We start from the raw sequence: 25,605 nt of genomic DNA on the forward strand, positions 1-25,605 counted from the left end.
GATCGACACGAGATATCGGTTTCTCACTCAGGCTGTATTAGCTCCACAGCCGCTTGGCGAAGGTTGAATTGATCGAAGTTAAGCTGGTCTGCTTCGGCTTCTGATAACGCTTCCAACGAACTACCACTATCAGAACCAAGCGGGATCCAGAAAATACTGGTGGGTGCGTCCTCCGTATTCCCTGACGCGTTCGTAACAGTGACCGACCAGGGGGCTCCTTGCCTGACAGGCAGAGTGAAGGAGCCGTGGTTACTGTAGCTCACTCCACTCCGCATATCAGTCGCGACCCAGCTCACATTGCCCCCCACCGTATTAGCCGCGACGCCTGTCGTGCTCGCAAACATCCAGGTGACGCATCGTACGGCTGCCGAGGAAGCCGCGCCGACCACACCTACCACAAATCCATCGGTTTTAGCAACATACGAGCCTGCCTTGACACTCGTTGCATTTTGGATCATAGACACAGAACCACTGGCCGCCAATGCTCCCGCAATACTAGCGACGTCAAGCGTTGTCGCCCCCTTTACATCGAGTGTTCCATTCAATGCTGCGCCGCCCCCGACACTGAGAGGTCCGGTTATATTGGCGATGGCCATTGTTGAGGCGCCTGTCACCCCTAAAGTACCGCCGACTGTAGCGTCTCCCGTAATTGCAGCCGTTGCGATCGATTTTGGCGTCAGGTCTGGATCGGTAATACGAATAGTCAAGGTTTCATATCGATAGATTGTTTCTGCAAATACCGAATCAACAAGACTGCCTACCAGCACAAACGAGGTCGCGTTGGCAACCCCCGATGAGAGCACGTAGGAATTATCCGTGCCGGAATAAACAGGCGTCGTTCCAGGAACAGTAAACACCTCGTACTTGCCTGCATTGCCTTCCCAACTCAACTTGATCGGTTCACCATTGGTAAAGTCACCACCAGGGGTAATGGCGGTAGGATTTGAAGCATCATACTTACTGGCAACGAAATTTCGTACAAAAATACTGGCAGCCACCACGCTCACCACGAAACTGGATGTTCGTGGTGGCGTAAACGGCCCCGTTATTACCCCGCTAGACTGCTCCACAATTTGGATGTTTAAATTGCTGGGCGTCCTGGTGACGCCGGTCACACCGATCGTAAAGATTAGAGGGTAATTGATCTCGTAATCTTTAGATGACGCACACGAAAACTTGACCGGCACATAACTGGTACCTGCATCCAGATTCAATTCACTCCCGTCGACCATGGTCCCCACCGAGGCAAGCCATTTAGTCGTATTGACGGTCGGAGAGAACGAATCTGTTTGACTCAATCCCTTGGTCGGAATGTAGAAATCAATTTCCTTACAATAGACCGCTTTGCCCGAAGGTGGAGTGACATTGATGCCCACTCTGGCAGTGCTGGAATTAGTGGCAGTGCTGGCGTTGATGGGACTGGGATCCGTAGCCGTGTTGTAAATGAGTAGTGCTGGACTGTCTGCCATCTTGTAAATCTCCGTTGATAGGGGTAATAAAATATCACAATCTATTATTCTTCGAGTTTGATCTGCAGTTGCAGAGAACCTTCGCGCAGAGACCGGGTGGTATCATTAAGACGCGCGCTGTCATCAATGTTGGCCAGTGCATAGGGTGGCGACCACGATTCCTGACCTGATTGATATGCTTTTTCCCACCAGGACCATTGCCCATGTCGTTCCGCAGGTATCGGAACTGTGATGGCCTGAGGATACGCCCCTCCCTGATCAGCACTCCCCAAATTCTTTTGAATCTGCGTCAACAGCGGACCAACAGAGAAACTGATTTCCATTTTCTTGAGTACAGGGTCAACGAATCGATCAGGTAAATCCAGCGTTTTTACTGGCAGGATCCCAGTGACTGCATGGATACTTGCCCGCGGGTCGCACAATAAAAGCAGTTCTGCTCTACTTTTTCCATCGAATTTGAGTGGTATGAAATTACCCGGTTCAATCGACTTGACATAACCGGCAAGCGGAGTGCCTTGTTCTAGTTGATGCACACAATGAATGATGTCGTAATCATCATTCAGATAGTAGCCGATGAGTCCGTCGTTACGTAATTCTTGTTCTCCCAACCTGATCTCGAAGTCGTATTGTATAAAATCCGGCACCGGTGGGTAAAACGTTGCACTCCAGCCGGCATCACTGAGCGGAGGCCCGTCCAGTTCGAACTGCAGTTGAGACCTCACAAGTGCTAACGGCCGCCCGACTAATACTGAGAGGTTCTGATCGTCGCGTGCTCCCATCGGATCAACGGTCCATAGCGTTTCGTCAATGACCTGGAGAAAGTTCTCAAAGGCAACAGTGCTTTTGGCCTGAATCGCATCGATAATTTTACCCAAGTGTGGTGCATGGCTCTTGACGTCATCAATTTTGGTGAACTGACTATGTGGTGCTGCTTGCCAGCCGATCGTCATACCGCCAGCATCTGTTGCTAATAAACGCAACTCACCCAGGCTGATCCCCTGGTTGTCATAGAGTCCGATAGAAGCGTCCAGATGATTGGGCAGCAACCAGCCGGCAACGGGGTTAGCATCTTGGTAGATATCAACGAATCTCTTGTCATCGATAACATCCTGCATACGGAAATTGAGCCGGCTGTGTTGAATCAACCGGGGTGGTAATTGGACGAAACGTTTAGGATTGCGAGATTCGATAGGCTTGCCTGGAACAAAACCTTCCGCCAGGATTGGCTCGAACACATCGGCACTTTTCAAGCCGGAATCACCCACAGCTTCTAAAACCTGACCAAAAGAGTCGTAGATTGCCAGATAGGTAAAACTCATTTGCCCCTGTCTCACACCCGAGAAATCACGCTGGTCCGCATCATCGGTTGTCTTGATGTAAGGTAGCGTGTCGTATTGATCTCCAACCAGCTCAAGCAGGGATTTCGACTTCTTAGTGTCAAACTCATACTTGGTATGTTGATCTGGAGCGCGATTCGTGCGCGAATCACGTATGCCAATCTGGTCGCTAAATCCAACCAGGGCCTGCGAGACCATATCCCAGTTGTCAATCGTATGGATCAGTTTGTCAAGATGCTCCAAAAGTTCACCCGATCGGGGATTCTTACTCACAAACTTCTCGAGCCGATCATGAAACAAATAATTTGTTTGCGCCGTTAGTAACAGGTCACCACCAAGCGCCCTCGGTTCACTCGTGACATTCCCGGAATATTGATAGTCGGTCCCGTCAAACTTCCATTCTGGAAAATCGATGGCATACCAATCCGCCGTCCACTTGAGAAATAGCGGATTCCAGGGCTGTGCCCAGTCACCGGGGATCATCGCCGGCAATACGCCACAAAAGTTTTCCGCATTATACTGAGTGATGAAAGCCTCTGTGAAGCCTGGCTCACGAAGTGTCAGGCTGGCCGCATTGACCGGATCCAGAAAGTAGAATTCATTCAACAGCTGTCCAATCGTAGTCGCAAACTGTTGGGCGGTTTCGGACGGTATGAAATCACCCTGCATGGCTTTCGCCAGTTCTTGAGGCGTCACTTCCAGAGAAGGAATACTCGTCCCTAAGTCTGCGGCAGTGATTGACGTTTTACCGTCCGCTGTTTTGATCTCATTCACGATTTGCGAGGCCAGACGGCAGGTTAGACTGTCTTTTGGTTTGATCTGGTTGGTATTATTGGCCCCGGTAATCATGACAACCGGGTCATTCGGAGACCAATAACGCGGGCTCGTTACGGCTTTCATAACACGATCCGCCGCCAACTGCTTCTGATCCCGTTTCGCTTTGGAATAGGCCTCAATCCCGTTTGCTAACGCCTGCTCGGGAGTATTTTGGGGCCCCTGATAGATTGGTGCAGGAATCTTGGGCTGCAGGATCTCTGAAATCTGCGTTTGCTGATTGTGGATTGCCAGCGGAAGACTATAAATATTATTTCTGCTCGGCGGAGACGTGGGATCGTAGGAACTGTCATTTTTCGGCGTCAGAGCCTTGTCAAACTGCTCGTCAGTCAGCCCTTTAGGCTGAAGAAACGACAGCAGTTGATCGAACTTGCCTTTTTTGAACCATGTGGCATAGAGCTGCCATTGTGCGGCCTGGAGTTCTTTTACCGCTGTGTCGTAAGTTGCCTGATTTTTGTTAAGTTCTGATAGCCAGACTTCCTGTTCGGCTTCCTGCTTTCGCTGTACATCGGACTTCTTCTGTGTTTCGTCGGAACTGGTATCGACGATCGCCCAGCGATAACCACTTGGTTTGGAACCAAACCATTGCTGGCGAATTTTATAATCAAGCTGGACATCGCCATTCGGTTCGTCCAGCACGTTCAACATATCATACTGAAAGGCCTCCAGCATCCGGGCGATGTTCGGATAGTTCTTCAGCAGGCTGGCAACCTTGGGATCAGATACAGCCCGATCACGTAATTGGCGATCAACAAGGGCTTTAAAAGCATCAATGCTGTTATTCCCGACAGCGACGTGGATGCCGACGTCCTTATCAATGATGGTTTCAGTCTTTTTCTGCGTGTCCCAATCCACTCCAAAAACCATTCCGTGATAAAGGCTGCTGGTCGGAACATCCGTATCTGCAATCATTGCCTGATTGGCATCCAGAACGTCCAGATTCTCCGTGGTTTCAGCCAAAGTCCATTTGTACTCACACAACTGTTTCTGGTAAGCATCGCTCGCTGTCATGTGAGTTGCTTTATTCTGCTGGCATATGTTAAGTGGGTCTTTTTCGGCATTCGAATACCACCCCACAACCAGATAGCTCACTGTGTCTTTCGGAACGGTCAGTTGATCATGGAAAGAAAACACGTTGCGACAGTGTGGCTGGTATGCACTGAATAGCGGATTGCCCGGGGCCACTGCTTTCACAAAAAGATCTGGAATGCCCTGCTCTGTCCAGCTTTCTTGTGAACCTGCCCCTCGGAGAGGAAAAACCTGCCCTAACACATCGGTAACCAATGCATCTGTCTGTGAATTCATCCGTTTCCCTGCCGCCAGTCGATTGGGATCCTTACTGGATTGCCAGGCTTTGATAATCGATGGATCAAAGGCGTAAGTGCTTGAGCTTTCATCACCTGGCGCGTCGCTTTCCAACACCCAGGAGACTGCTGTGCGATTTGTCAGCGGGCCGCTCACACGCATGATCAACCAACGGTTGGGCACGAGCGGAAACTCAATCTGTCTCGTCCGGGGATTCTGATTCCCATGACGCAATGCCGCTGGCAGAGTCCAAAACAAATACACACCTGGATCTGTTAGGATTCCCTTACTCACATCTGTAAAGTCCGGCTCTGAGCTGCTGAATCCAGGGATATTCGTATACACCTGCGCCCACCGCCGCATCGGCTGATTGTCCAAAACCTGTTGACTGACAACATACGCGTCAACATGAACGGGAACCAGCAGAGTCGGATTCGTCATAAAATACTTACCTTATAATCTTCTTTATCAGGAATTCGGAACCTTGAAAATCAGACGTTGTGGTGATTTAACCATCTGCAGCGCAAAATCAGAAGGCCGTAATGTCAATGCCCCCTTCAAACCCATTCGGCTTGTGAGTTGTGTTGCGATCGATTGCACCAAACCGTCCGCAGCACCAGGGCGTATATCCAGAACGCGGCCTGCCCGTAGATGTTTATCCCGGATTACATATGGGGCGCCGAGTTCAGTCCCCAGTGGATGTTGCGATTGATTGGTGACGATACTGCGCAAGTCAATATCGCCATCCTGGCTCATGCCGAATTGAAAACCTTCCTGCGGTTCACTGATATCGATCCACTTCGGAATTCCCCAGAAAATACATAGCAGTACATTCTTCGAAAGATGATCCATGCGCAGAAGTTTGACCATGTTGGTTCGTGCCTCATCCTTGTAGCCACGCACAGCCAGACCCGGCCACCCCGCAACGACTGCCGAACGCATCAGAAATCCGCACATGTGAGTGTCATGATCGCTACTTGAAGCGGAATCCAGCCCCCGCAATTTATCGCGGAGAACTTGCGTGGCAGTCTTGACACCATCACGCACTAGCCCTTTAGTCAATTTGTGTAAAGCGGTGTCGCGAGTCGAGTGCATGGCAATGGAAAGCGATCCATCTAACATCGCGTCCAACCAGTTCTGGTCGAGATAAAAGAAGCGTATCGATTCCATCGGCAACATCGCCGGATTCGGGACAAGGTAATCGAATGGTACGTCATATAACAGTTGCCATTTTGCCAGACGCTGAGTGATCAGATCAAGGTCCTCACTGGTTAGCTGCTGTATCGTCGCTTGCACGTCTGAACGAGCCAGAAACTCTTGCAGTGCGGCTTGCGGATTTTGTGGCTCCGGCTTTGCAGCCGGTTTGGTGCCTTTATCCTCTGGTGGGTGTGCAACTTTTCCCAGCAGATCGCTCTGCAACATATTGATGAATGTGTCGTGCATCAGGTGCTGGCTGGCCAGTTTCTCCAGGTTAGCACCACTGTCAAAACCGAATTGCTTTAGATTCTCAAGCAACCGATCTGCCAGTCGATGTGTGCGACGACGAAAATCAAGCAGCTTTTGGCCAAAACTCTGTTTCGACATTGAAAGCATACGTCCAATCTGCCAAGCTGCGGCAAGAGAATTGTCAAACACTCCTCGAGACTTGTCATAAATCATCGCGGAATCAGCCGTCTGAAAGGGCTCAGTCTTGGTAAGTGTTGCAGGCAAAACTGGCGTCAGTGGACCCCGATACCAGGCAAAGGTATCCTCGCCACTACGTGTGTGATACGGCAACGGGACATAACCATTCTGGAGACGCTGTTGCACTTCTCCTATCGCATCCGAACTCCCGGCCTGGGGAGTCACGGGAGGCTGTCGCAACCACAGGTTATTTGGCAGATACTTCTTCGTTTGCTCGTCATACTCAGCAAACACCATGTGTTCCATTAATCCGCGAAAATCTTCCTTGTTGTCAGGCAAACAGCGAAAAGTCCACCGAGCCAGTGAAAGGAGACCAATCTTCTGGTAATTCTCCGTGGTTCCGGAAATCGAAAAATCGGGCTGTCCCAACAGATACGGTTCCATCTTTTCCAGCGATATAAGATGCACAATATTTTTAACGCCACTGGTATCCCCGGCCTGTGATTGCGGAAAGCGATTGGCAGTCACAACACCAAACCAACCATCATCCTTGATCCCCATGATCGCTTTATCGCCCGTGTTAACCTGGCGGACGTGCGTCAGGTATTTCAGTTCGTCGGCATTGGGCATCACGGTTTGGAAGACATCCGGCGATAGTTGGATGTAATAGCAGACCTGTTCATCAGAAATGTCATCTTCCTTCGTGAGTGTCGGTACGAGGATGTCTTTACTCTTACTCAGCTTCTGATATTCACCTACTGTTGATTTAACAGCTTTTGTTTGTGGGTCTGTCCTCACTGGATCAGCCGGCACGATCAACTCATCCTCCTGCAAGACTAGGAGCGCCATCCACGGCATATCCTTGTCGCGCATTTTTCGTTCCCATGGGATGACGCGTTTATTCAATACAAGATGTGGTAATTCATCCGCAAACTTTCCCGTACTGTTACTCGGCGGGATCATACCGTGGATTTCGAGGGGATCCACGGCGAATTGTGGTGCATGGACGATGAACTCCTGAACCGCGCTCAGTTTGTCATGATCGTCATCTGGAATCGCCAGATCCGTAACGGTTTGCTTAACACCAATTTGATAGTTTCCGGCAGTCAGCGACGGAAGAAAGTCATCGTAAAATTGTATGTCACCGATCTTGATGTCAGTTGCCATTCTTGTTCACACCTCCAGCGGCGCAGCGGCATAAAGATGCCCCGCCTGATTTGCCATATTTTCCATCGCCGCATTACTACCGCTGTAAATACCAGAACTGCTCAACACGGTATATAAATCGTCTCTGCTGGTTTTCACCTCACCTGAAATCCCCTCGATTTCTTTGATTGAAGTGTCGTTGAACTGCGGCCGATATGTCATTGTTGCCGTCACTTGATTGGAAATCGGCATTTCACCGGGAATGCGCAGGTCGTCATATTTCAGAAGTTGAAAGGGCATCTCTCCCGCCGAACTGCCCAAATTCGGACGAGGTGGTTTAATGTTGAGACCTACTGGCACCTGAGGGACAGTGTCGTTGCTCGGTACGCTGGGGTTGAGTTTAAAACGCTGTAGACCGTCTTTCAGTGGATCGCCCCATAGCGTAGTGGGCATGTTGCGAAAAGCCGGCTGAATGGACCAGCTCGATACATCGTGCGGCGCGCCGTCCCTGGTAACTGTTAAGTGATGCGTTGAATTAACGTTGGTTTTGTTCATTGGACGAACCTGGACGTTGTAGGGCTCCTCTGCCGTCAACGAAGTCCCTTGCCCATGCGAGAACTTACTGGACGGAATCGCGGATGCGGTCGAAAATTCGAACAGATCACATCGGACCAGCCAGATCTTTTTCTTCGCATCAAGCTTGCTGGGAATGCTTTTACTAAGTCCGTCATTCGCCTGAATTTTGCAGACGTTATCCAGAGCCGGCAAAAGAGACTTAAACGTGGACCATTCAATGGGTGTGTCACTGCCAGCCCCTTGATCCGCCCCAAACGAAACCGTAAAGGAGATGATGAACCAGCTGATGTGTGCTTTTCCACCAGAAGGCGGCCCCCAGAGCTCAAGCGAGGCTCCCAGTTCAATCGTGACCGTTTTTGTAATAAACAACAAATGCAGACGATAAGAAGCCCCGATACTGATGCCGATGTCGATTAAATAGTGGAACGGTTTAAACGTAATCAACATATCGGCGTGCGCGATAAACCAGGCTTTTAAGTTACCATCATGAAAGAGGACTTCCAGACCTCCTCCGGCCATCACCGCCGCAGGTGTGAGTGCAAAATAAGCGCCGCCTTTGATTGTTACCTTGTCGCTGACGGCCCAGTTAAATCCAAGTCGCGGAACCTTGGGATAAAAGTCTGGCACGCGAAAAAGTGGGTGATAACCGCCCAGTGTAACCACAAACTGCCCTTCGCGATCGCCACTGTACCACAGATAAAAAGCGAAACCACCGGTGAGGTGACAGTCCGGAGTGATGACGAAGGAATTGGAAGTCAGAATTGCAGTCAAACCAAAAAAGCCTTCGGCAGGCTTCCAGTCGGCTTCGATTTGCAGTTCTGCAAACGCGTACTCCACATCACCGGATTGCGGCAGGCGAATGGAAGAGAGCCCCAGTAATGCGATTTCCAGCTCCTTGCCGAACTTGGCGATCAGCACAACGCGCGAGTGCATCAGCTCGTAAGACGTAAACTCAACCCCCAGCGCCAGCCAGTATTCGCCAGCGTAAGGACTGATCCAGGCTTTTTTCTTACCCGGTGCATATTCCGCCTGCCCTTCCAGAATCGCCAGCACATCGGCTGGAGTCGGAGTTTGAGGCCCACTATCCGCAGTCAGCGCCAGGAGCGGAAAGTGAGCGACCTCGTCCGGTGCGGGGATGGCAACTGTCCGGTTATAGCCAAAACCGGCAGCGAGTCCAGTCACGAAAACGGATGGCGGTCCACCAAATGCAGCCTCGATGCTCGCAAAGACAAATAACGAGGCCTGGCCATTCTCCAGCACCGCATAGGAACCGATGGCAGCCAGCGAGAACTTCTCGGCTTGAATGACGGCATCTCCAGTGTACTCAAATTTGGTTCCCTTTGGAGGCGGATCAACTTCCATAAAACTGCCGCCGATTGTCAGCGGGCCGCTTTCGTACTCCAGTCCCAGACCTCGTAATTGGAACTCGGGATCAAACTGGTCAAGAGGCGAGCCAATTCCCATTCCAATGACTGAGATCTTCAAGCCTCCAATCGTCAATGAGCCATCTAGCAGAAACCATAATGCCTGCTGTTCATAGCTCACTCCGATTCGCTGAAAAGCCACTGGCCCAAATGATTTCTGCAGATCAAACCATTTGACCTTCGAGGTCGTGCTGGCGGATGCCGTGGCGGCAACTCCTGCCGTACCTGCTGGTTTCGGTAGTGAACCTGTTGGTTTTGCTGGTGGACTGCTTCCAGAGATCGGTAACGAGAGCCTCTGAGGCGGAGTCGAGCCGAACTGCATACCGGCACCGGCACTCAAGCCGGCTACCGCACCACTGACCGGCAACGGCATTACGGTCTTTGGCAGCAACGGATTGACGACACCGACATCCTGTTTTTCAAACGCAACGGAAGCATAAACTATCTGCAGGTCGCTAATACTGATGGTGGCGTCTTGTGGCAGTTCAGCACCGATCAGTGGAAGATCCGATAGATTGATTCCAGCGCTCAGATCCAGTCCGAGGGCAAACTTCTTGCCCGACTGATCCTTATAGAAAACGAATTTGGCGTCCTTCAGACCAATGGCGAGGCTGGCAGGCACAATTGATGCAAGATCGCTGGAGATGCCTGCGATAAGATCATGAATGCTGATTCCCTTTTGCTCACCCGTATGACTATAAGACGCGATAAATACATCCGTCCCCAGACTCTGAGTGTTAAAGATCAGATTGAATTCCAGTCCACTCAACGTCAGCTGGCCACCGAAGGTCGCGCTATATCCCTTCTTTCCTTTCACTGTTTGCGGCTTGCTTTCATCGCCGGTCAGACTGCGAGTGACGTCGATGGTCACCACCAGACTGACTGGAGTGTCATGTACCTTGAAGTCTCCTTCGCAAGTAAACGAAAATGAGCCGGTCGCAGGAGCATACTTGAATTTCAAATTCTTCAATTCAAGATTCGCTACCGGTGAGGGAACTGTAATGCCGAATTTACTGCCGAGGTCTTCGATCAGTTGCCCCATCTCAATAGGCTGCTGTTCGCCTGCCTGGCCGTGAATCTCCCAGCCTCCCTGATTAGAAAGCAAGAGCTCCGCGTCTACCCCGGCGATCGTCATTGCCCCTTCCAAGGTTACCTCTGGACCGTTTTCCCCCGGGTAGTGCAGTTCAAAGACCAGTGCATTCATAATGAACGGAGCCTGCTCCGGCCCCACCGGATGCTCAGACAACGCCGCTCGAATGAAATAGGACCCCGAAGTCGAACCACTCATCTGGAATTCGTCCACGAGAATCTTCGGTGCTCCGGCTGGCAGCCCAAATTTCTCGACAATCATCGTGAGATCAATCACACTCAGTTCATCAAGTTGCACGACGACAGTAAGATCAGGCTTGCGGGGTGTGGGAACAAGACTCGCAGAGACAAGCAGATCGACGCCGCCGATCTCCAGAGTGCCGGAAAGTCTGTAGGAGGGGGAGGGCTTGCCACTCAACGGATGAAACACGTTGACATCAAAGCGAATGTTTCCTATTTCCACCCACTTCTTGACGATGACCAGGTTCGCCGTCTCCAGTGCTGTTAAGGTAACACCCACATATTCCAGCGTTTTTGTGCCGAGTCCGATCCCCAACCGCAGTTTGCCGACGTGGATTGAATCCAGTGCATCGGTAAACTGCTTGGGAAGAAATGTCGTCAGACTTGTTCCACCGAGGTATTGTGTCAGATCATCGGGCGTTGGTAGTGGGAGTGGTCCTATGACCGCAAGGTCCAACACGCCGCCACCGGTTCCTGGAATGGTCGTTTCTAGTTTGACCGGTTTGTTCGCCCAGTTGATTGTGGCGGACAAATACAGCCCTGAGACCACTTCGATTGATTGAGGCGAAAATAAGAGTCGTGCATCAATGGGGACTTTCAATTTCTGAAATATCGCTGCCAGACCATCGGTCGCATTGGCTACCTCCAGCCCAATGGAAATCTGCGGAGGGCCGCTCTCCTCAAGCTGAATCAGACCGAACGCTTTGGGATCGTCACCAGTAATCCAGGCTGCCGATTTGATTGGCCCCTGCGATTCGTCCAGGATGCCAAACAGAGAGACCCCTTCGGTGAGACTGATACCACGATCAGAATCCTCAAACGTACCCGTCGAGATAAAAAGTGTTGCTTCCAAATTGGGAGCGTTACCTGATTTGAATCCGACATTTTGCCAATAGGTTGCTGACAGCCAGCTAATGGAGTCTGTTAATTTCCAGTCCACCGCAAGTGTGACAGAGATGATCAGAACAGGCTGGGAGTCGGCATTGTGAATGTCACAACGTACAACGGTTGTTTTCTCTGCAGGAAACAGGATTCGAATTTTTTCGCCGCCCATTACAAGAGAGCTGGCTTGAAACGAGATCATACCAGACGACTTTGCGGGCGGCGCTTGAACACCGCTGAAGGTCAGCCCCTTGCTTCCGGTCGACTTCGACAGGGAGCCCCCCAGCGTACCGAGTTGCGCATTCTCAACCGTTATAGTTTTGGCACCAGCATCATATTGAAGCGCGTCAAGCAGGTTCACACGGAGACCTTTCATCGGAAACTGTATTGACGACACGGGACCGGCGCTCATGCATACTGCAGCTCCATAAAAATGGGGAAATGATCGCTGATCGCTTCGCGATACACGTAATATGCCTCATGCAGACAGCTTGGTGACGTATTCAGCTGAGGGCAGTCTTTGAGTTTTTTTTGTGTCGTCGCCGACTTGTTTGCTTTGTTATTTTGCCGTGTCCACCAGTTGTTATAGATCAGTTGAGCGCACCCACTGAGTTCATCGTCATAGGGCGTCTTTGTCGTCGATCGTGTTTCCATGATGGGAGTTCCGTCCGGTTGCACACCGATCTGCACATCTTTGGGAACCATCATATCAATCAGTGGAATCACTTTGGGAAGGTTAGGATCAGGCTGCGGCGCTCGTACGAAAAATTTGTCATATTCACTGGATCGCAAGGCGGCAACCGTCACATCATCGGCAACAACATTTGTCGCACCGGGAAAATTTGCAACGGTGCTCGTTTTACTATCCCACAATCGTTTTTCGTATCCCTCTACTTTGGTCAGTGTCTTGTCTGATGCCTGAGTTGCAAAAGCAGGGCCAGTCAGACGTTGAAATGGTGCCGCTGGAATAAAGTTGCCCGCTGTATCTTTCACATATTGACGTCTTCCCTTATCTTTGTCGAAATATTCAAGGTGCCACTTTTTCCCGGCATCGTTCGAGTCCACATTAAAATCTCCCATCACGACCCCGACACCCGTTGTTTGGATCGGTTCCACAAAAGTAAGTGTGTTACTTGCAATGATCGGGAGTGCGTTCCCTGGACCCGGCGCGTGAAACAGCATGAAAACGATCTCAGTTGGCGTCGTGGTTGTCTTCACACTCAACAGAAAAGGAGGCCGTGAACCTCGTGTGGGAAATGCCTCTGGTACCCATTTGGTCAAGACGGCTACAATTTCCGTTTTCTGTACCGGAGTTAGATTAATCTGAGGTGCTTTCTTGGTCAGATCGAGATTCTGGTCATTGAACTTTAATGAGAACCATTTGCCCCATGGCACGGTATAGTCAGCATTCAACCATCCGTTGGAGTAAAGACTCTTCCAGAAATCTTCCTCTTGTTGAGGTGTGCTGCTATATTTTGCAAAATAATCGCTGAACGCCGATTCACCGATGACGTTCCATAGATCTATTTGCCCTCTCGAGAACAGGCCTTTTTTCCAGAGATATAAATACTGTTCGTTCGGCAGTGACGGAGTCATTTCACTCGCTTCGCCAGCCCAGGTAATGCCGGTTTTGTTGAGCGCTTCCAAATTATTCAGTTTTGTAACAAGTGCATCTCGAATTTCATTGCCCTGCCACCCCACCAGCTCCATGAGCCCGACGACATCCGCTTTGGATTTGTAAATCACCAGGGCAACGTACTCAATAAATGCATTGTCATTTAACTTTTGTTCCCCGAATTTCTGGATATTCCAGGAAAGCAGCTTCAATGAATTTGCCATACCAGTTCTCTCAGACTTAAGACCGTGCAATGTAATCAGTTATTTCGCTTCACTCCTTGCGGCAATACGAGGAGGAAGACAGTGACCTTTACTTCAATCTGACACGTCTTTACTTTTGCTTGTGAGGGATCTTCGTATTGAAACTCGAGTAGAAGTCTGCCCCTGGATTGGTCGTCCGATAGGAGTGATGTCATTTCAAATTTTGAGAAATGAGAGTGAAGTGTGCGCAGCTGTTTTTCTTTCTGTCTGGACAAGGGATTATTTTCATCTCTAAGTAGAGTGTGTAGATTTGATTTATGTAATATGTAAACAAGACCATGAGTACACAAAATGTTATGTACTCAATACGTCACTAGAACCACACGTGATCGTTTATGCAAACGAAAAATGTACATATCTAAAATATTCTAAAAAAGATGTGCCCAAAGAACGATACCAGTCACATAAAAACTTTGCTCCCAGCAAGGGCTTTGTATCTAAGTAAACTCCGAGATCTGATGGGACAATATCTCTCTTCATTACCATTGGATCGTGACAGGCCGACATTCGAGAGGTATTCATGTCGCATTCTGGAGTCTTTGACTTGCTCTCTATTAACCAACATCTGGTAGATCACAGCTTGCATCACCAGAGGTACAGAAAGGGAAATCTGATACTTGTTGTTAGAAACTCGCAGATTGAGTCAGCCTGTTCGCCCCCCACATATGCGAATTATCCAATCAAAAGCAAAGCAAAGTCAAAGCGTTGTAAAAGTGAATACCCTGGAAAAACAGGCCATTATGAAGCATAAGCAAAGCGTGGTTAAAGCTACTACGGTCTTCGAAATCGGGGGAATAGCAACAGTTTCGATCATCACTCGACCGACCAATGGTCTGGTTATTGAAGGTTCATTTAATAGTTAGTAATAGCACGTAATCCGTTGTCCAAAACTTATACTTCTCGCAGGTATCGGAGATCATGAATGATGTCAAAGAAAGTTACAAACTCTCAGGCAACGATGGCTATGTCTACGCATTGTTGATTCAGTCTGTATCCATAATTCTGGTTAAAGGAATTATGGAATCGAATCAGCAAGTGAGGAAAATGGAGAAATGCTAACACATTGACGTGCCCTTACGTATGACGCCAGTCACACGACTTGTATGTTTGACTCCGGTACCGGAGCCATGTATCCCAGAGAACTGTGTGGTCGGATTGTGTTGTATTCTTTCCACCAACGTTCTATGAGAACCTTCACTTTTATTAACGTATCGAAGATTTCTCCATTCAGCAATTCTTCCCTTAGCTTTCCATTGAATGATTCAATGTATCCATTGTCCCAAGGACTGCTGGCTCAATAAACAGCGTCTTTACTTCGATTCTCCGTAACCAGTCGCGAACTCTTTTGGCTGTGAACTCAGGACCACTATCGCTTCGAATACATGTCGTCGTCCTTATATTTCACAAGCTGAATAAAGGGGACGAGTGTCTGCATGATTTATCAATATCGCTACTCCAATATGCGAATTTCATTTTCACCATTGTTATGATGCGCTAAAAACAGATCAAAGCCTCGTATTCGCAACTTTTTCACAAGGACCAGGCTGTTTGGACGAGAGTCATATAAAACATGTAATTCAAATTTCATCAGAAAGGCTTCTCGCATCTCACACTGTATATGACTTATTATTGACAGATCAAATCCCCTCCCCAGAAATCGTGGCAGGGATGAAAAGTACACATAGATATCTCTCCAAAAGTATTTAAAATTATCTAAAAAATTGAGTTGCACAGAAAGCGATAACATGGTTATGCAGGGTGTGGGGCATGGCTTTGAATTGAGATTAGTGGGTTTGGAATCTCAAAGTGACGATGATATGCCGGGCACATTGCACAGGCAGGCTCTGCATGAGTAGTAAAAAACTGATTTATCTCCTCGTCTGAACAAGTTGGATACAATGGTCGATAGGCTAAGTATTTATCCCAGGCTTTACTGATCCCGTACTTCTGATCTACTTGGTGGATATACGCCAGCTGCGGACACTTCCAGATTTTACCTTCATGAATCTGTGGGCACTTTTTAGCTACACAAACGTTATAACTACTTTCAGGGTTGTTGTCTTCATATGGGATCATATCAGCTCCAAAACCTTCAAAAGTGGTTCTCCATGTTTTCGAAGACGATCTCCAAGTTAGATTAAAGTCATATTGTCGTTGCCATTGATCAAGTAATTCACGTACTGATTTCAACTTCTCCTTATATTCAACTCCATCGTGGTGCACAGAGACTGCCAGCTGACATTGAGTTTGTTGCAGAATCTTTGGCAGGTCTGGGTGCTTGTGCAGGTAGAAACCGTTTGTAATTAACCGGATTTGCGAGAGTGGCCACTGTTTGTGGCATTCCCTGACAATCCCACACAGTTCTTTGTTCAAGGTTGGTTCGCCTCCCAAAATTGAGAAATACTTTGGTGCAAGGCGGCCACTCCATTGCATCATCTGGGCGGTGATGTCTGCAAGGGAGACATTTTTACCAATTTTCATATCACTAAAATGTGAGCAGCTTTTGCAGTGCAGATTGCAGGCATAAGTCGCGTGAATTTCAAGATTGGGAATCACCAACATGACAGCTCCCTGATAATATTTTTACTAAACTTGGATTGGCCGTATAGCCCCATCTGGATGTCACAAGGATTCGTATTAAAAGCCGTTTTTATTCCATCTATCCTAAAATTATTGCAGGTGACAAAGCCATCGTTTTCCATTGACCACTTCACACTAATCGAGAGGTCAATCCATTCATCAAGCACTATTGGGTATAGCACTTGGTCATTTTGGTGACTATGATCAACTAAAAGGCATCCTCGTTCCTCATTCCAATGTGGTGTTGAAATAAGCTCGTTTACGCTTAGCCATATTTGATCGCTACGAATTGAAAAACTAATCGGTGGCGATGTCGCTGCATATATTTTTTTTGATCGACTCCCCCACCAATCGTGAAACTGTAATACAATGCAAGGATACTCATTAAATTGACCTGATAGTTTGAATGAGTAGTTGTAATTAGCAGTATGCCCATGTTTGTACTGTTGCAATTTCGCTTCAGATCTTTTTTTTGTATGTGGTTTTGCAATAATGAATTTTCCATCATATTCCATGCACCCAACACACGTCATCTGTTCCCATTGATCAGACGCGATGGTTTTTATTGGCATTGATCACCTCTGTCTCTTTCGAATCATCTCGGATCGAATCACTGTAAAGGCCACCATCATTCTTATGGGTGGATGATCGGAGCCAACTCTCAGGGTGAGCCACCACAACCACTGAGTAAGAGTGCTGATAGATTGCCCGATATGCGGCAATGTCTTCCATACCTGGTAAATCGAAGTCATTCATCCTTAACTTGATATCGTCCGTATGCCAGCCCATAGTGCCGGTTCCAGGGATATCGACAAACATGTCTTGGGGAATTTCCAGACGTGCATCAAAAACTGTGCGATCTTTGTAATAGCTACTGATCATACCGGGTTTGAGTTTACTACCGTGTGCACAGACGATGCACTTATATTTGTCGATTGCGGCGGTCATTCGGTCAATATAATCGGGGGGATAAATCAGATCATCGTCACAGGTCAGAATATAACCACTTAGTCTGTCAGCCCAGAGAAATTTAGTGCAACTCATCAGGCTGTTGTCACCGAAAACGAGTTCGAGCTTTGGGTGTTTGAGGAACTCAGGAATAAAATGATAATCATTTAGATGGATCTTTAAACCATCGACCTGGTTAATCAGTGATGCAACCGTCTTTTCCAACGCATATACACGCCGAGGAATGCTGGTCAGGCAGGCATAAACCTTTGAGTCTCGCGTACTGCTTATCTTGTAATCAGGGTCTAACACATCTTCCTGACTATCAAGTGTGCCATAATTGCGCGGATTGATCTTTTCTTGAGTCTTCCAAAAAGCATAACGACGAAGGCTCTCTTCTTTTATAGCATCTCTTTCTGGGGATTTCAGTCCGTAGCGATTATCTGAGTTCGACAGACTGTTGCTGCAAATGCGTCTAAGTGCAGTTTTATGCTTAGAGAAGTAAACGGCTGCTCCCACCTCGCTTGGAAACTGTATACGCTGTGAAAACTCAGTATCAACGGCACAGTGATACCTGCCGTCAAAACCGTTGGCAGCTTCGAATGTTTTCTTACGTATAACCATTGTCCCGTTCACCAGACGTGGAAAGGGAAGGCAGTCAGGGTGCATTCCCGAATCGGCGATAGGATATCGGTTCACTAATCCCTTATTTCTCTCATTGTGGTTTTCCAATGGGTTCAGGAACTGTGTCATTGTGGAACCCCAAACATCTGCTCCGTGCCGATCTAACTCGTCTAGAGCAGTTCTGAAGTGGTTTGGGAGATAGATGTCGTCAGAGTCAGCAATTCCAATTACGCTGGATTTCACGTGGTAGAAGAGACTATTTGCAATAGCATACGGACCACAGTTCTGTTTTGTTTTGTGCCATTGAATGTTCTCAAGGTGACCGTACCGATGGAATAACGGTCTATCGTCTTCACGTGAGCAGTCATTGACCAAATGAATAAACGGATTGATTTTATGTTGCCAGAGTATGGAATCAATTGTTTGGGGGACTAAATGAAGATTACGATGGTAGGGAATGAAGATATCGATGTCATATTCAGATGTACTAACTTGATGGCGATTATTAGTCAAATTAACTGACTTTGTTAAAACGGCTTGTTCTGATTGTAAATTATTTCCTACGCTGTATTGAGGATCTAAATTTTCAGTGGACCTTTCCTTTATCTGCAGTCTAGGACGTAGTTCTATTGGGTTTTGAAAATCTTTGGCTTGTCGATTACCACTGGTTGTTGCCCTAGGATAAATAGTCGAAGACTCGCCAATATGCTGAGCCAGGCTGGGAGAATGAACATAATAAGGAAGATGATTGCGTTCACACCAATATCCAACAACGGAATCGATGTGGTGCAAGCCTTCTGCAGGGCCAAAATCACGATGATTGAGTACCATCGAATCACTTAATATCGCTCGAGCAGAGGGGTTCGAAAAAATATAAGCGAGCGCCCCCCAACTTTTCCATCCTCGATCTTCTCGAATAAAACCGGGCTTTGCTGCTTGTGAATAATGGCTGGGACAATATATTGAAACGACTCCAATTTGGTTTGCAGGCCATAAAGTGCGCTCCAAATAGTCTCGTATGTCAGCGGAGAACAAAACATCGTCCTGACATAGCAGAAACGCTTCTGCTCGTGGATTACGTAAAACCAATTCGGTTAAAGCCAAATACCAATTGGGAAATGCACCTAGAGTTTCATCTCTTCTTGACACAGGTAGTCGGTTAAATTCAGAAGGGATTTCCACACCTGGTTCTGCGAATAGCCGAGGAGAATCCCAGCCCGCAGTTTTGAGACTGACCAGGGTTTGATGTAATGTACTTTTCTTTCGCGGGGCTGTTGTGATACCTACAGCCCACTGCTGAATGTTACGAACTCTGGAATTACCCATTCTAGAGCACTTTCTACAATTTATTTAATATTAAGAGGTTAGTTAGCTCATGGATTGAACATAAGAAAGGCACAATGTGGTTTGCTACTATCGATCATACATGGTTTATCTCGACTCCCTTTGATTTTTCAGAAGGTATAAACTCAATCGTAAGTGAAACAGTCATATCAGCTGACATATTCTCATGTGAGTTGACTTTGATTACCGACGCTTTCTGGTAATCATCTGGATCTGTTTGCGCTTTCTCCTGGATCTTAGATTCCACGGTGTCAGAAACAAGCCGACTTATAATGCGACCACCTTCGCGACCATTCGAAGTTTCATTTAACTCATGTCCTTTTTTTCCAATCAAACGGGCAACCTCAGGGTGACATTCAATTGTTTTCTGGCGTTTGATACTCCACTGTTTACTCATGTGATTGAGTCGGCGTTCAGCAATGCCGATCATGGATTCCTCATCCAGGGAATTGAAAACCATAATCCTCTTGATACGAGAAAGGAATTGTGCAGGAAAAACAGGTTGGCTCGATCGCTCATGCCGTACCTTTGCTAATATCTGTTTCACGCGTTCTGCAATCTCTTCAGCAGGCGTTCCACTTTTTGACATTTGGGATATTTGTTTGTCGCCAGCATTAGTGGTCAAAATGAAAATTGCCCGATCCGCATATGCCTTTTGTCCGCGTTGGTCAACAATCCATCCTTCATCAAACAGATTCAGAAAAGGTTTCCAGATATTGGGATGGCATTTTTCTGCTTCATCCAGCAAAAACACGGTATAAGGATCAGAGTTTAATTCATTGATCAAGCGGCCGCCGTCTTCATGACCGACATAGCCGGGGGGGACCCCCATAATTCCGGAAACACTGTGTGGCTCCGTATAATTTCCCATTGCATAAACCTGGACATGACGGGACGTCGAGTAGAGTTCAGCGATCCGTTTGGCTAGCTCAGTCTTTCCGACGCCTGTCATACCAGCAAATAACATGACAGAAGCTGGTTTTCCCGGCTCATTCAAACCGGCTTTAATGAGGCTCAACTCATTAGCAACTAGTTGCACCGACTCGTTCTGTCCCACTACTGCATCCAATAAAGGGGCTTCAAATCCAGTCGTCTGAGATTCACCCGAAATCGTTTCTGCTGGAATCCCTGTTTTTTCTGATATTGCAGCAACGATATCAGAAAAGTTGATTTCATCTCGATTTTTATTGTGTTGTGTACGATCGAAATCGATGTTGGCACAAATCTGTTGAAGTAAATTAACCGATTTCGCAGGATGGCATTCATTGAGTATAAAAGTTGATGTGAGTGCGACGGCACGTTCCGCCACATTTTCATCGATCGAGATTTGATATATATTTTGAAGGATTTCAGCTTGTCGTTCGGCAATTGTGTTCGCAATTTCCTCAGACGGTTCATCCAGTTCAACACGGGTAAAATAATCGAGCATCTGGGCATCACTGCTGATGAGGTCGTTGAACTCCCAGGTAGACATCACGCCAATCACGCGCAGATTCGGTCGACTGATCATGGACCGAAGGAGAGGTTTATTAGAACCACCCTGGCTGCGTCTTAAAAGCGATCCAATTCCATCCAGGCAGAGTACAATTCCCTGCATCTTGGAAATACTGGCAAAAATGGATTCCAGACACGCGCGGCTATCTTCAGGTCCTACATTATTACAATCCAGCCAGAGAAATCGTTCGTTGCGCAAGAAGGGACTCTCACCCTGTGAAATTTTCAGGGCAAGGGAGCGAATTAATGTGGACTTGCCGACCCCTTTACTTCCTGTAATCAGGACATGCTTTCCAGGCATATAAAGCGTACGCAGAATTTTATCATCCGCAAATCGGATCCGGTCGTCATCAACGATTCCATGCTCTAATGGACTGGGATTGCTGTTAGCCCAACTGGTTAAGTCAATGACTGGCAGTAATGCAGCAAGGTGTTGCAAGATCTCATTGGTTTGATCAACATTAAAATCTTGAACAAATGAACGTTCCATGTTGAGGGGTAACCTTCAGTAAATAAACAATATTGAATACCACAAACAAGCTAACTTGAATATACGCTAGTGCAAGTGGGTATGTTCAGACAGGCTGGGATGAAATACTTGTCTTTGTAAAATGCATAAAATCATACCAAGAATTACTTTACGAAAATATTCAATACGCGAGAATGGTTGAAGTATATACAAGGGGACAGATTGCATCAAGAAAAAACTACACGCTTTTACCTCCATGTACTCCATTTATGTTTAGTATGAAGTTTGAAATGAGGTTTGTGTAAATCTTGGATTGCTTACTGAGTCGATGTATGGAGTGAGATAAGTAGGTTATCCCGCGTCTGACTGATCAGATTGCCGTAGGCTTGCGGCATTACCGTGTATTCGGCGTCCACGGTGCCGACATCGTCCTGTTCCAGGATGATGTTCTGGTCGTCCCACAGGTAGGATGTGAATTCTAAATCTGTTTCTTTTGTCAACCGGTATTCATCGTTCTTCTTATTAACAGGAGCATACGTATAAGTCACGACGTCGCTGTTAGGACTTTCGATTTCCGCCAACTGATTTTCATAGGTCCAGGTGTAAGTCGTAATGTCACTCGCCGGATCTTCAATCGACGTCTGATTGCCGTTTTTGTCATACGTGTAGGTGGTGATGCCCGCCGTCTCTTCAGAGGTTTCCAGCCGATTGGCGGCGTCGTAGACGCTGGTGGTGATCGTGGAATCGTTATTTTCAACGAGCCGGTTTCCAACGGCGTCATAGGCGAACGTCATGATCGTCGTGCCCAGTGAATCGGTATACCGTTCGGAAAGGACCTGCGCTGTGGAATCGTAAGTCCAGGTCGTGACGTCCCCATCCAGATTGACGCGCTGGGTCCGGTTGCCCGCGGCATTCTAGGACAAGAATCTTGTACTTAGAAAAAGTCTTCAAGTTTATAAACTTGTGATGGTTTTGATGTTGCAGCAATGAGTACCTCTAATGCGTCTGCAAAATTATCCGCAATGTAATGCACCCCCGCATCAGAAAGACTATAAAAACCTCCTTTCTCTGAAAGAACTAAAAGAGCATTATCTCCCCAAATACTTCCAAGACAACAAATTGGTTCTTCAAATTTCTTTTCCCAGCCTTTGACCTCTGTTGCCCAATCCGCCATAATTGGATCGAATTCAAGCTCTCCTGTCCCATAAACCCGATCAGGATTTAAAGGTGGATTTACCTTAAGACCACCAAAATTTTCAAGAATTTCAATCGCTTCCGGAAAACAAGACATACCTTCTTCTTTAAAATAATTTTGATATATATCAGTCGAAACTTTCCGGTCAAAACTCCATCCAGCGCTTTTCAGAACTTCGCTTACATATTCACTAATAGAATTGATATTCATATTTTTTAGTTTCTTATTCAAACTTGTATTTAATGTCAAAGACGTCAAGTGGCCATCTGCATGAGGAACATGGATCATTGGTGAGGCCATGTTTAGGATGGTTAACACTTCTTACACTAGCAGTCTCAACGGTTGCTCCTTTAAGAATGGCATTTGCCTGAGAATAGGAAGTAATTTCGACACCTGTTATCTTCTCAATGGAATACAATGCTTTTGACATTGCATTAGCTTCCGCACAATGTTTATGATAAATTGATTGACTTGTGCTTGGCACAAAATCATTATACGCACTTTCAATTACAGGGTGAAGTTCTTCCCCTCTTCCTTGAAACCCTGATCTACCGTCAAATTCCTTGCCTCCTTTCAAAGTCAGCTTTGCTACAGTTCTTGGCCTTGGACTTTCTAATCGACACTTATTGGCAAGATTCTCTATTTCAACCCTTGGTCTAAGTGGTAATCTTGGACAATTTGCTCTTGGAATAAGTGGTAGATCGGAAGAAGTGCTCGCTACAGCAGGAAGATTGGATTTAGGAGCAGGAAGTGGTCGTATTACCTGACCTGTTACCTGATCTACATAGCCAATTAAGTTTCCATTGCTATCTAATAATTCTACTACAATGCGACATGATTGTGGTGGGGCTTGTGAAGTTTTAGGTTGTACTTTTGGCAATTTTAGCAATGTTGAAGAGACAGATGGTCGCCTTAAACAATTTCGAGCGAGTTTCGGAACTCCAGGGGCAGCTTGAAAAAGTGCAATGGTGCCCACAGTCTCTGTACATTGATCTACAGTGATTTCACCTTGCGAACAAAGGTACAAACTCTTACCCTGTGTATATACTCCGAATGAGAGAGTACTTGCATAATACTCACCTAACCCGAGTTGGCCAGACTCAAGAGCTTTCGCGGAACTACTTCTGCATTCATATCTATCATTGATAGAAGGCTCAAAAGTGGATATCTCCCTCATCATGCCATCAAAATCACGGCAAATCAGATATGTTTCAACACACGCTTCTTCAAAAGCTTCAGGAGCATTAGTTATTATCGTATTTGCCCCACTACATAGTCCACTTACAAAGCCTCCAGCGATAGTTGGGTCTTTTTCGCGCTGTTTTCCAGAAAATGGACCGACAGAACCTTCAACAATTGTATATTTTCCGGACCAGCCTCGGTTTCTTTCACTGCAACTTTTATTACAGATCTCAGCGATAGTCCATCCAGATGGTTTAGATGTTTCAATTCTAGATCTTACTTTAGTATGTTTTCTACCAGTGATCCTGGTTGCCTCGCATTCGCATATAATTTTGAGGTACCTATCGGTATAATAGTTCATGTTACCTGGTTTTAGGATATGCCCCTGCAGTCCACTCAGATCAGTGACTGTTGCGGCATTGTTGCCGACATAGCGATAGAGGTTCACATCCCCGGCATCAAAGCCAATCGGGTCTTCTGATTTGAACCGGCCTTCATTGGCACTGTAGAAGCGGTTGCGAAGGCTGTAGAGGCCGCTTTCGGGATCATGGTAATATCCCTCTTTGCCGACCCACTGGTAGGGGTTCACAGTCGTGCCGGTGCTGCTTTTGACTTTGCCGAAGACGCTGTAGAGGTAGCTGTCAGTGATGGTTTCTGAGGCATCCGTTAATTCACGGGTGCTGCCCAGGGGATCGAAGTGATAGAAGCTGCTGTCCGCATCCCGGGTCTGACTGATCAGATTACCGTACGCCTGTGGCATTACCGTGTATTCGGCGTCCACGGTGCCGACCTCGTCCTGTTCCAGGATGATGTTCTGGTCGTCCCACAGGTAGGATGTGAATTCCAGGTCCGTTTCTTTGGAGAGGCGGAGTTCGTCACTCTTCCTGTTGACGGGGGCATAGGTGTAGGTCACCAGATCACCGTTGGGACTTTCGATTTCCGCCAGTTGATTCTCGTAGGTCCAGGTGTAAGTCGTGATGTCGCTCGCCGGATCTTCAATCGACGTCTGATTGCCGTTTTTGTCATACGTGTAGGTGGTGATACCCGCCGTCGCTGCTGAAGTCTGCAACCGATTGGCGGCGTCGTAGACGCTGGTGGTGATCGCGGAATCGTTGTTTTCAACGAGCTGATTACCGACGGCGTCATAGGCAAACGTGGTGATGGTCGTTCCCAGTGAATCGGTATACCGTTCGGAGAGGACCTGCGCGGTGGAATCGTAAGTCCAGGTCGTGACGTCCCCGTCCAGATTGACGCGCTGAATTCGATTACCGGCGGCATTATACGTATCGGCAAAGGAAGAGAAGGCCGTGTTGTCGGAAGTAAAGTGCGTGATCTGCGTTTCCCGACCGGCGGCGTCATAGGCCATGCTGGTAAGGGTACCGTTCGCCAGCTGTGTGCGAATCGCGCGACCGGCGGCGTCATAAGTGAAGGTGGTCTGCTCGGACTGCTCATTCACTAATGAGGTCAGGTTACCCCGGCCATCGTAAGTATACGTGGTGGTGCCGGTAGAGATGTCGCGCGTGGCACGCTGACCGATGGCATCGTAGACCCAGGTGACGATCTTACCGGTCGGCCAGGCTACACTCTGCACCTGATTCACGGCGTCATAAGTCCGCGTAAAGGCGCCCGCGCTACTGTTAATGACCAGCGGATTGCTGACCGCGTCGTAAGTCCAGGTGATCCGTGTGCCGTCGGGATAATGACGCTGTGTAACTCGACCGGCGGCATCATAAACATAGGTTGTCCGGGCGCTTTCCTGATCAATGCGGACGGTATTTTGTCCCGCCGCGTCAAAGACCATGGTTTTACGATCCGAAAGCGGATTGATCATGGCGGTTTCGCGACCGGCGGCGTCATACACGGTCGTCGTCTCAGACAGCGGATTGATACTGGCAATGGGACGCCCTGCGGTATCGTAGGTTGTCGTCGTGGTTTTGATCAGATAGTTCTGTATTTTCTATGATCG

13 protein-coding genes and 1 pseudogene are annotated in these 25,605 nt (G+C 47.7%); 1 reads left to right on the forward strand and 13 read right to left on the reverse strand.

From position 1 onward, the window contains the following. Positions 1–23: 23 nt before the first annotated feature. The 5 genes from AAC022_RS19290 to AAC022_RS19310 are packed head-to-tail and all read right to left on the reverse strand — an operon-like array spanning position 24 to position 13,764. Positions 24–1,469, reverse strand: a complete 1,446-nt coding sequence (locus AAC022_RS19290) for a hypothetical protein (protein WP_339733643.1) — start codon at positions 1,467–1,469, stop codon at positions 24–26. Positions 1,470–1,513: 44 nt separating this feature from the next. Next, on the reverse strand, positions 1,514–5,386 hold the full coding sequence (locus AAC022_RS19295; RefSeq protein WP_339733644.1) for a hypothetical protein: 3,873 nt from the start codon (positions 5,384–5,386) through the stop codon (positions 1,514–1,516). Positions 5,387–5,413: 27 nt separating this feature from the next. Then, positions 5,414–7,735 (reverse strand): hypothetical protein, encoded by a 2,322-nt coding sequence (locus tag AAC022_RS19300; protein WP_339733645.1) that lies wholly within the window; start codon positions 7,733–7,735, stop codon positions 5,414–5,416. A gap of 6 nt (positions 7,736–7,741) precedes the next feature. Further along, positions 7,742–12,337 carry a DUF6603 domain-containing protein gene (locus AAC022_RS19305; RefSeq protein ID WP_339733646.1) on the reverse strand — a complete coding sequence of 1,532 codons (4,596 nt, stop codon included), beginning with the start codon at positions 12,335–12,337 and terminating at the stop codon, positions 7,742–7,744. Continuing rightward, positions 12,334–13,764 (reverse strand): endonuclease/exonuclease/phosphatase family protein, encoded by a 1,431-nt coding sequence (locus AAC022_RS19310; protein ID WP_339733647.1) that lies wholly within the window; start codon positions 13,762–13,764, stop codon positions 12,334–12,336. The genes AAC022_RS19305 and AAC022_RS19310 overlap by 4 nt, the downstream gene beginning before the upstream one ends. Before the next feature lie 656 nt (positions 13,765–14,420). On the opposite strand from AAC022_RS19310, the gene AAC022_RS19315 reads away from it, so the two are divergent. Further along, complete coding sequence (locus AAC022_RS19315; protein WP_339733648.1) at positions 14,421–14,666, forward strand: hypothetical protein; 246 nt, start codon at positions 14,421–14,423, stop codon at positions 14,664–14,666. 227 nt (positions 14,667–14,893) lie between these two features. Here the strand turns inward: AAC022_RS19315 and AAC022_RS19320 are convergent. The 8 genes and pseudogenes from AAC022_RS19320 to AAC022_RS19355 form a co-directional block, all read right to left on the reverse strand. Beyond that, positions 14,894–15,183: pseudogene (locus tag AAC022_RS19320) on the reverse strand (integrase core domain-containing protein); the annotation flags it as partial. Positions 15,184–15,552: 369 nt separating this feature from the next. After that, positions 15,553–16,365 carry a radical SAM protein gene (locus tag AAC022_RS19325; protein ID WP_339733649.1) on the reverse strand — a complete coding sequence of 271 codons (813 nt, stop codon included), beginning with the start codon at positions 16,363–16,365 and terminating at the stop codon, positions 15,553–15,555. Further along, entirely contained in the window at positions 16,356–16,955 is a 600-nt protein-coding gene (locus AAC022_RS19330) for a heparin lyase I family protein (RefSeq protein ID WP_339733650.1), read from the reverse strand. Before AAC022_RS19330 ends, AAC022_RS19325 begins: the two co-directional genes overlap by 10 nt. After that, on the reverse strand, positions 16,930–19,281 hold the full coding sequence (locus AAC022_RS19335; RefSeq protein ID WP_339733651.1) for a glycosyltransferase: 2,352 nt from the start codon (positions 19,279–19,281) through the stop codon (positions 16,930–16,932). The genes AAC022_RS19330 and AAC022_RS19335 overlap by 26 nt, the downstream gene beginning before the upstream one ends. Before the next feature lie 94 nt (positions 19,282–19,375). Continuing rightward, positions 19,376–21,283 (reverse strand): AAA family ATPase, encoded by a 1,908-nt coding sequence (locus tag AAC022_RS19340; protein ID WP_339733652.1) that lies wholly within the window; start codon positions 21,281–21,283, stop codon positions 19,376–19,378. A 296-nt stretch (positions 21,284–21,579) separates the two neighbouring features. Further along, positions 21,580–22,056 (reverse strand): RHS repeat domain-containing protein, encoded by a 477-nt coding sequence (locus AAC022_RS19345; protein ID WP_339733653.1) that lies wholly within the window; start codon positions 22,054–22,056, stop codon positions 21,580–21,582. A gap of 140 nt (positions 22,057–22,196) precedes the next feature. Then, a complete protein-coding gene (locus tag AAC022_RS19350) occupies positions 22,197–22,667 on the reverse strand; it encodes an SUKH-3 domain-containing protein (protein ID WP_339733654.1) in 471 nt (156 codons plus the stop codon). Positions 22,668–22,680: 13 nt separating this feature from the next. Further along, entirely contained in the window at positions 22,681–25,593 is a 2,913-nt protein-coding gene (locus tag AAC022_RS19355; protein WP_339733659.1) for an RHS repeat-associated core domain-containing protein, read from the reverse strand. Positions 25,594–25,605 lie beyond the last annotated feature (12 nt).

Source organism: uncultured Gimesia sp., assembly GCF_963976445.1.
Taxonomy (GTDB): Bacteria; Planctomycetota; Planctomycetia; order Planctomycetales; family Planctomycetaceae; genus Gimesia.